The following is a 7419-nucleotide window of genomic DNA, read 5'->3' on the forward strand; positions in this document are numbered from 1 at the left end:
CTGGACCTGGCGCGCGAGCGGGCCCGGCAGCTCGGCTTGCGCGGCGCCGCCTTCTTCGCCTCGATGGGCACCGAGAAATCCAAGGGCACCAAAATCTTCGCCCTCGCGGGCAAGGTCAAGAACACCGGCCTCGTCGAAATCCCCATGGGCGCCACGCTCCGACAGATCGTCTTCGACATCGGCGGAGGCATCCCCAAGAACCGCCAGTTCAAGGCCGCCCAGATGGGCGGGCCGTCCGGCGGTTGCGTCCCCGCCCAGTACCTCGACCTGCCGATTGACTACGACTCGCTCCAGGAGGTCGGCGCCATCATGGGCTCGGGCGGCCTCATCGTGGTGGACGAGGACACGTGCATGGTGGAACTCGCCCGCTACTTCCTCGACTTCGTGCAGAGCGAGTCGTGCGGCAAGTGCGTGCCCTGCCGCATCGGCACGCGGCGGATGCTCGAAATCCTCACCCGCATCACCCGAGGGCAGGGCAAAGAGGGCGACGTGGACCTGCTCGCGGAGATCGGCAGAACGGTGAAGGTCGGCTCGCTGTGCGGCCTCGGCCAGACGGCCCCCAACCCCGTGCTCTCGACCATCCGCTACTTCCGCCACGAGTACGAGGCGCACGTGCGCGACAAACGCTGCCCCGCCCGCGTGTGCCGCGACCTGGTGACCTACACGATCGACCCCGAGAAATGCATCGCCTGCGGCAAGTGCAAGAAGGCCTGCCCCGCCGAGGCCGTCGAGGGCGAGAGGAAGGTCAAGCACAAGATCCTCCAGGACAAGTGCGTCCGCTGCGGCGCCTGCTTCGAGGTCTGCCCCGTGGACGCCGTCCGGGTGGCTTGAGGAGTCCTGATGTCCGGGAACAAGATCTCCTTCACCATTGATGGCCGGCGCGTCGAAGCTCCGCCAGGCACCACGGTGCTCCAGGCCGCGCTCGACGCCGGCATCTACATCCCCAACCTGTGCTACTCGCCCAAGCTCGAGCCGTACGGCGGCTGCCGGCTGTGCATCTGCAAGATCAGCGGCCTGCGCGGCCTGCCCACGGCATGCACCACCAAGGCGGCCGACGGCATGGTCGTCGAGAGCGATACCGAGGAGGTCAACAGCGTCCGCCGGATGATCCTCGAGCTCATGATCTCCGACCACCCGGCCGATTGCCTCTCGTGCGGCTCCAACCAGCAGTGCCAGCTCCAGAAGGTGTCCAGCTTCCTCGGCGTCCAGACGCTCCGCGTGTCGCGCCACGTGCGCCCGCCGAAGATGGACGAGAGCAACCCCTTCTACGTCCGCGACTCCTCGAAGTGCATCCTCTGCGGCAAGTGCGTGCGCGTGTGCCACGAGGTGCGCGGCGTGAGCAATCTGGACTTCGTGAAACGAGGCTTCCAGACGGAGATCGCCCCTTTCGAGGGGCTGATCAGCGACTCCCGGTGCGAGAGCTGCGGCGAGTGCGTGGACATCTGCCCCGTGGGCGCACTCCAGGCCAAGCACGAGGCCCTGCCGCCCACGAGCGAGGTCACCACCGTGTGCCCCTACTGCGGCTGCGGATGCGGCCTCGTGCTCGGCATCCGCGGCAACCGTATCGTCCGTGTGCGCGCCGAAGAGGGCAACCCCGCCAACAATGGCCAGCTCTGTGTCAAAGGCCGCTTCGGCCTCGACTTCGTCTCCTCGCCCAACCGCCTCAAGACCCCCCTCATCCGCCGCGACGGGAAGCTGGTCGAGGCGACGTGGGACGAGGCCCTCGGCTTCACGGCGAAACGCCTGGCCGAGATTCGCGACGCCCACGGCCCCGACGCCATCGCCGGCTTCTGCTCGGCCAAGTGCACGAACGAGGAGAACTACGTCTTCCAGAAATTCATGCGAATGGCCGTGGGCAGCAACCACGTGGCCCACTGCGCCCATTTGTGACACAGCCCCTCGGTGGCCGGTCTGGCCGCCGCCTTTGGCTCGGGCGCGATGACCAACTCCAGCGCGGAACTGGAACACGCCGACTGTATCTTTGTGATCGGGTCCAATACCACGGAGGCGCACCCGATCATCGCCCTCCGCATCAAGGCCGCCGTCGCGAAGCACGGGGCGAACCTCATCGTCGCCGACCCGCGCCGCATTGACCTCACCCGCTTCGCCTCGCTCCACATCCGGCAGCGGGCGGGCTCCGACGTGATGCTCCTCAACGCCATCATGAACGTCATCGTCAACGAGGGGCTCCAGAACAAGCAGTTCATCGCCGAGCGCACCGAGAACTTCGACGAGTTCTGGCAGGTGGCGCAAGCCTGCACGCCCGAGGTGGCCCAGCTCGCCAGCGGCGTGCCGGCCGACGACATCCGCCGCGCCGCCCGCATGCTCGCCGCCGCCAAGCGCCCGTCCATCGTCTACGCCATGGGCATCACCCAGCACACCACCGGCACCGACAACGTCAAGGCCCTGGCCAACCTGGCCATGCTCATCGGCGGCATCGGGCGCGAGTCCACCGGCGTCAACCCCCTGCGCGGCCAGAACAACGTCCAGGGCGCCTGCGACATGGGCGGCCTGCCCGCCGTCTTCCCAGGCTACCAGCGGGTGGACGCGCCCGAGGCGCGGGCGAAGTTCGAGAAGGCCTGGGGCGTCTCCCTCCCCGGCAAACCGGGCCTCACCGTCGTCGAAATCCTCCACGCGGCCGAGAAAGGCCAGATCAAAGCCCTCTACTGCATGGGCGAGAACCCCGTGCTCTCCGACCCCAACTCCAACCACACCCGCAAGTCCCTGGCTGCCCTCGAGTTCCTGATCGTGCAGGACATCTTCCTCACCGAGACCTGCGACTACGCCCACGTGGTGCTGCCGACCGCCTCGTTCGCCGAGAAGGACGGCACGTTCACCAACACCGAGCGGCGCGTCCAGCGGGTGCACAAGGCCCTGGAGCCGCCCGGCCAGGCGCGGCAGGACTGGGAGATCGTGTGCGACCTCGCCGCCCGCCTGGGCCGGCCGATGCACTACGAGCATCCGGCGCAGATCATGGACGAGATCGCCTCGCTGACGCCCAGCTATGGGGGCATCGGCTACGAGCGCCTGGAGAAGGGCGGGCTCCAATGGCCCTGCCCGACCAAGGACCACCCAGGCACGCCGTACCTGCACAGGGACACGTTCGCCCGCGGCAAGGGTCGCTTCCACGCCACGCCCTTCCGCGAGCCGGCCGAGATGCCCGACGACGAGTACCCCTTCCTCCTCTCCACGGGCCGCGTGCTCTACCACTTCCACACGGCCACGATGACGCGCGAGAGCGCCGGCCTCGACGAGTTGTATCCCGGCGGCGACATCCAGATCAGCCACGACGACGCGCTGGCGCTGGGCATCGGGCACGGCGAACTCGTCGAGGTGGCCTCGCGGCGCGACGCGGTGCGGGCCAAGGCCCTGCTCACCGACAGCGTGCCGCGCGGCATGGTCTACATGCCCTTCCACTTCCGCGAGGCATCGGCCAACGTGCTCACGAACGACGCCCTCGACCCGATCGCCAAGATCCCGGAGTTGAAGGTATGCGCGGTGAAGCTGACCAAGGTGGCCATGCCGGCGGAAGCGGCCGCGACCTGACCACGCCGGTCCGCGTCGTGCGCGTCCGGGGCGAGGAGCGCAGCGAGCTCGAAGACGTGGTGGTCCGCGAGCGCACCGTCGCCCTGGTGGTCGGCGGCCAGCGGCTCTTGAGGCTCCAGTGCCTTCCCGAGGCCGTTGAGGATCTCGCGCTCGGCCTCCTGGTCACTTCCGCGCTGTTGCCGCCGACCGACCCAGTGCCGCCCATCGCCTGGGCGCCCGACGAGGGCGAGGTGCGGGTGGACTTTGCTCCGCCGCAAGGGCGGGTGGAAACGCTTCAGAGGAACCTCACCCTCGGCTCGGGCTGCGGCTCCGCCATGTCGTCGGTCAAAGGCTACGACCCGCTGGACTGCTGGCGGAAGATTGACACCTCGTTCCGCGTGTCCCCCGCCGCGATCAGCGCCGCGATGCGGGCGTTCCTCCGCCGCTCCGAGGTCTATGTCGAGACCGGCGGCGTCCACGCAGCGGCCATCGTCCGGGGCGGCGAGATGGTGGCCTTCGCCGAAGACATAGGCCGCCACAACGCCTTCGACAAGGTGATCGGCGCGTGCCGACGCCAGGCCATCGGCCTCGAGGATACGGTGGCGCTGGTCACGGGCCGGCTGAGCCAGGAACTCGTGGCGAAGGCGATCCCCGCGAGCATCCCCGTCCTCGTCTCGCGCGGCGCCCCGACCGACGCGTCGGTTCGCCTCGCCGACGAGGCGAATCTCACCTTGATCGGGTTCGCGCGCGCGGATAGGATGAATGTGTACGCTGCGGAGTGGCGCATTCGATGAGCCTCGACGACTGGATTCGCCGCCATGTGTCGGGCATCGTCCTCAACGGCGGCCAGTCGCGCCGCATGGGGCGCGACAAGGCGTCGCTTCGCATCGCCGGCCGCGCCATCCTCGACCGCACGCTGGAGGTGCTCGGCTCGCTCTTCGGCGAACTCCTCGTCGTTGGGCGCCCCGTTCCCTCTGTCCCTCTCACGCATCACGTATCACGCATCGCGCGTCATGTTCCCGACGCGGTTCTCGGGGTCGGCCCCCTCGGCGGCATCTACTCCGGGCTCCTGGCCATGTCCCGCCCCTATGGCTTCTTCGTCGCCTGCGACATGCCGTGCCTGGATCGGGCGGTCATCCGCCGACAGCTTGGCCTGCTGCGCGAGCGCGGCGCCGACGCGCTCGTGCCGGCCTGGGATGGGCTTTGGGAGCCGCTCCATGCCGCCTACTCGCAGGAGTGCCTTCCCGCCGCCCGTCGCCAGCTCGAGAGCGGCGACTTCCGGATCCGGGGCTTCTTCGCCCACGTCAACGTCCGCTTCTGGGACGTGCGGGCCGAGGGCCTCTCGCCGCGGCCCTTCGCCAATGTCAACACCAAGGGCGACCTGGTCGCCCTGTTCGGGCCTGACCCCCAGTGGAGGACCGACTGATGCCGCACCACGACGAGGTCGAGTTCGCCGCTCTCACGGCCGCGCAGGTCAAGCAGGTCGCCAAGCTGGAGAAGAAGCTGGGCGTCGTGATCCTCGCGTACCGGACGCCGCTGCGCCCGGCCCCGCTCACCGACCAGCAGGTGGCCGAACTCCAGAAGGCCGAGGCCGCCATGCCCGGCGTGTGCCTGGTCGCCTACAAGGCCCCCGGGGCTACAGGGTCCTGACTCGGCACCGTAGGCCTTGGCCCTTGAGCTTCCGTGCCAGCTTCCGGTCCGCAGTGACGAAGTCGCAGCCGAGGGCTTCGGCAAGAGCCACATAGCACGTGTCGTAGGCCGCAGCGCCCGACAGCCTTGCCAGTTCCATCGCCCTGCACATCGCCGAGGAACGAAGGGAATAAACCGCGAGGTCCACGGCCAGCAAGCCGTTCCAGGCGGCCTCAGCTTGGTCAGCAGTCAAGCGCCCACAGCAGACGATGGCGTTGGCCGCTTCGTAGAAGAGCACCTCAGGCACGGCGGCCGGCTCGATCCCCGCACGGTGGCGCTCGCGGTATTCCAGCGCTTGTGCGGCTCCTGCTTCATCGCGCAGCGCCCACTTCAACACCACCGAAGCGTCAAGGACGACCATTGGCATCCCTCATGCCGCGCACAAGTCTGACCACGTCAATGGGCTCCAATCCGCTTCGCACCACGTCCATGCGTCGCACGGCCTCGTCGCGTTGCTCTCGCTGGCGCACCTGCTTCTCGTAGCGGTCGAGGTCCTCGGCGGGGATGAGGGCGACCAGGGGCCGATTAGCCCGCTCGATCACCACCGGCTCCTTCGTTTCTGACACGACGTCCATGTAATGCCCGAACTTGCGCCGCATCGTCAATGCGCTGATCGTCTGCATCGCCTGGCCTCCAAGCGAGGGTGCCGATGTGCACGTACCATATATACTATAGACTATATGAGATAGTATGTCAATCGCGTCTCCAGCAACACTTGGTGCCCGGCCGCCTGCGGCGGAGGCCAGGAGGCCACCGCTCAGCAACCACACAGCCTGCCCAGGATGGCCTTGGGCGAGGCGTCCCGGGGCATGCCATAGAGGGTCTGTCGCGCATCCCCCGGCGGAAAGGCCGTCAGCCCGACCTCGAGGTAGAAGGCGTTGGCCTTCGCACGGTCGCCCCTGAAGGCGTCGCGCGCCCATTCGCTCATCATGCCCGTGCCGCAGGCGCGTTGCAGCAGGGTGTGGCCGTAGAGGATGTACCCGCCGTTGCGGAAGTCGCCCGCGTAGGGGCGAAGCTCGGGGGCGTCGAAGGTGTCCACGAACTTCTGGCCGTAGTTGTTCATCTCGGTGCCCACGGAGAAGGGGAGGTGCCGCCGGCGGGCGGCGGCGACGATCTCCGCGAGCTTCTGGGTCTTCACCGCCTTGTCGGCGGGGTCGGCCAGGTTCCAGTTGCGGTCCGGCACGATGTTGAGCACGGGGCAGCCCAGGTCGAGGAACCAGTCGAGGAGGGCGTCGGGGTCCGCTTCGCCGCGGCGGGTGCCGTCGAGCCAGGTCGCGCAGGGCAGGGCGTCCACATCGCGGATCATCTGCACCACGTCGCGTATCTGCGGGAACTTGGCGGGGTCGGGCGGCATGTAGCCGGGGCCGCCCTTCTTCATCAGCCTGGAGCGGATGGCGGTGCGGAACTTCGCCGTGTCGCCGAGGAGTCTCCCGATCTCCTCCGTCCTCAGCCCAGTGCGCTCGGCCCAGTAGGCCGCGAGCTTCGCGGCGTCGGGGAACATGGCGCGGGCCTTGGTGTCGAGGACGGCGAGCATGTGCCGCTCGGTGGCGTTGCCCGAGGGGGTCAGCGGCAGGACGTCGGCCGCGTAGTCCACTTCGACCGGGGCGATGACGGGGCGGAGGCGCTCGAGCATCTCTTCATTCCGCGCCCGTGCCCCGGCCCGCATGGCGTCCAGGCACGCAGCGGCCGGCGTGCCTGGCTCCGGCAGGCGCGTAAACCCGGTTCCCATGAAGTAGAGAATGCCCGGCTCGCCGGGGGAACTGAACTCCCAGTCGGGGAATTCGGGGGCGAAGACGCGGGTCTCCAACGCGACGTTGGTGCGCACGCCCAGCACCTCGCCCGCCTCGAACATCTCCTCCATCGCATCCAGCACGTCGAAGTCCACGGACCCGGCCACGTCGAGCCCTGCCTTCTTCGCCTCCCACACGATGCGCGATGGCGACCAGCCGAGGTAGTGGAAGGAGAAGAAGGTGTGGAAGTGCACGTTGACCGCGCCCGTCAGGGGCGGGATGGGGATGGCGCCTGCCTGGGCCAGCGAGGCCAGTTCCTGAAGCGCCGAGCGGCGCTCCTCGCGAACAAACGAGTTGAGGCGTTCCTCAAGGATTCCGGTTCTCTCTGCCACCCTTTCGCGTCCTTTCGTGTGTTCCGCGGGCTAGGAGCCTGTCCAAGAATCCGCGTGGGACTGCGACGCCCGCGATTCTGGCC

The 7419-nt window shown here is 68.3% G+C and carries 8 protein-coding genes; 5 read left to right on the forward strand and 3 right to left on the reverse strand.

What is annotated here, in order from left to right:
• The 5 genes from PLE19_23460 to PLE19_23480 all read left to right on the forward strand — a co-directional run.
• Positions 1–831 (forward strand): NADH-ubiquinone oxidoreductase-F iron-sulfur binding region domain-containing protein (locus PLE19_23460; GenBank protein ID HPD17907.1); only part of this gene is annotated, 831 nt, incomplete at its 5' end.
• A gap of 9 nt (positions 832–840) precedes the next feature.
• Positions 841–3546, forward strand: coding sequence for a formate dehydrogenase subunit alpha (fdhF, locus tag PLE19_23465; protein ID HPD17908.1), 2706 nt, complete (start codon positions 841–843; stop codon positions 3544–3546).
• Complete coding sequence (gene fdhD / locus PLE19_23470; GenBank protein ID HPD17909.1) at positions 3492–4319, forward strand: formate dehydrogenase accessory sulfurtransferase FdhD; 828 nt, start codon at positions 3492–3494, stop codon at positions 4317–4319. Before fdhF ends, fdhD begins: the two co-directional genes overlap by 55 nt.
• Positions 4316–4951 carry a molybdenum cofactor guanylyltransferase gene (locus PLE19_23475; protein ID HPD17910.1) on the forward strand — a complete coding sequence of 212 codons (636 nt, stop codon included), beginning with the start codon at positions 4316–4318 and terminating at the stop codon, positions 4949–4951. Before fdhD ends, PLE19_23475 begins: the two co-directional genes overlap by 4 nt.
• On the forward strand, positions 4951–5175 hold the full coding sequence (locus PLE19_23480) for a hypothetical protein (GenBank protein HPD17911.1): 225 nt from the start codon (positions 4951–4953) through the stop codon (positions 5173–5175). Before PLE19_23475 ends, PLE19_23480 begins: the two co-directional genes overlap by 1 nt.
• Here the strand turns inward: PLE19_23480 and PLE19_23485 are convergent.
• From PLE19_23485 to PLE19_23495, 3 genes are all read right to left on the reverse strand, one after another.
• Positions 5162–5575 (reverse strand): type II toxin-antitoxin system VapC family toxin, encoded by a 414-nt coding sequence (locus PLE19_23485; protein ID HPD17912.1) that lies wholly within the window; start codon positions 5573–5575, stop codon positions 5162–5164. The two genes, PLE19_23480 and PLE19_23485, sit on opposite strands and share 14 nt — an antisense overlap.
• Positions 5562–5837: a type II toxin-antitoxin system prevent-host-death family antitoxin gene (locus PLE19_23490; GenBank protein HPD17913.1), complete on the reverse strand. Its 276-nt coding sequence runs from the start codon at positions 5835–5837 to the stop codon at positions 5562–5564. Before PLE19_23490 ends, PLE19_23485 begins: the two co-directional genes overlap by 14 nt.
• Before the next feature lie 134 nt (positions 5838–5971).
• Positions 5972–7336: a hypothetical protein gene (locus tag PLE19_23495; GenBank protein ID HPD17914.1), complete on the reverse strand. Its 1365-nt coding sequence runs from the start codon at positions 7334–7336 to the stop codon at positions 5972–5974.
• Positions 7337–7419: the final 83 nt, after the last annotated feature.

Source organism: Planctomycetota bacterium, assembly GCA_035384565.1.
Lineage (GTDB): Bacteria > Planctomycetota > PUPC01 > DSUN01 > DSUN01 > DAOOIT01.

Coding starts and splice junctions, on each gene's coding strand:
- fdhD (HPD17909.1), top strand. CDS start 3,492: ATGCGCGGTGAAGCTGACCAAGGTGGCCATGCCGGCGGAAGCGGCCGC.
- PLE19_23475 (HPD17910.1), top strand. CDS start 4,316: ATGAGCCTCGACGACTGGATTCGCCGCCATGTGTCGGGCATCGTCCTC.
- PLE19_23480 (HPD17911.1), top strand. CDS start 4,951: ATGCCGCACCACGACGAGGTCGAGTTCGCCGCTCTCACGGCCGCGCAG.
- PLE19_23485 (HPD17912.1), bottom strand. CDS start 5,575: ATGGTCGTCCTTGACGCTTCGGTGGTGTTGAAGTGGGCGCTGCGCGAT.
- PLE19_23490 (HPD17913.1), bottom strand. CDS start 5,837: ATGCAGACGATCAGCGCATTGACGATGCGGCGCAAGTTCGGGCATTAC.